The sequence below is a fragment of the Psychrobacter sp. 1Y4 genome (assembly GCF_051847555.1).
Genome location: NZ_JBPYDE010000396.1, coordinates 1 through 798, shown reverse-complemented (window position 1 = coordinate 798; position 798 = coordinate 1). Strand labels below are relative to the sequence as shown.

The 798-nt window shown below is 41.7% G+C and carries 1 protein-coding gene; it reads left to right on the top strand.

Going from position 1 to position 798, the window contains the following annotated elements; genetic code table 11:
• Window positions 1-366: 366 nt before the first annotated feature.
• A partial coding sequence (locus ACS8FC_RS16560; RefSeq protein ID WP_439297582.1) for a radical SAM protein occupies window positions 367-798 on the top strand: 432 nt, incomplete at its 3' end.

The window sequence follows — 798 nt, the reverse complement described above, 5'->3', positions numbered from 1 at the left end:
CATGTTTACATTTAATATTTCACATTGTCAGGGTGCGTTTCTTATTAAGCAGATTTCAAGCGCGCCATAAATGTAATGGTTATATTCTGAATACAGCGCTGCGCTTTGGATGCTGTACTGTTAATAGTCTCTTTATATACTGCCTGCAAGTTACCATAGTGAATAGGGGATTTGTATGTGGCTTTATGCGTGGCTTTGTTAATAGTTTTACGTTAGTGAGGCTTTTCTTTATATCATCTAGCCGTTATCCTAGCGATACTTTTGATACTGATCATTATTGCCCATTACACAATAAGTTTATTTATGCCCAAAATGAATGCTGATAGCTCGCCAAATAACCTTGATACGTTTCAACTCACAGAAAAGATGACAGAGACTAGCGTTGTAGAGGTGACGAGCATCCCACTGTCGCTCTATATCCATATCCCGTGGTGTGTGAAAAAATGTCCTTACTGCGATTTCAACTCGCATGAGCTTCCTATAGACAGTCAGTTGTCTATGTATGATGATTATGTCGATGCGCTCCTTCTGGATGCCAATATGCAACAGTCATTGGCGCAAGGGCGTCAAATCAGCTCAATATTTATTGGCGGTGGCACACCATCACTATTGCCAATTGCTCAGTATCAGCGACTTTTCTCTGGTTTGCGGTCATGTTTTGAATTTGCAGAGGACATCGAGATTACGATGGAGGCCAATCCAGGGACACTCGAGCATGCGCCATTTGCTCAGTATCTAGAGGTTGGCATCAATCGATTGTCTATCGGCGTACAGAGTTTTGACGCTGATAAGCTCAAA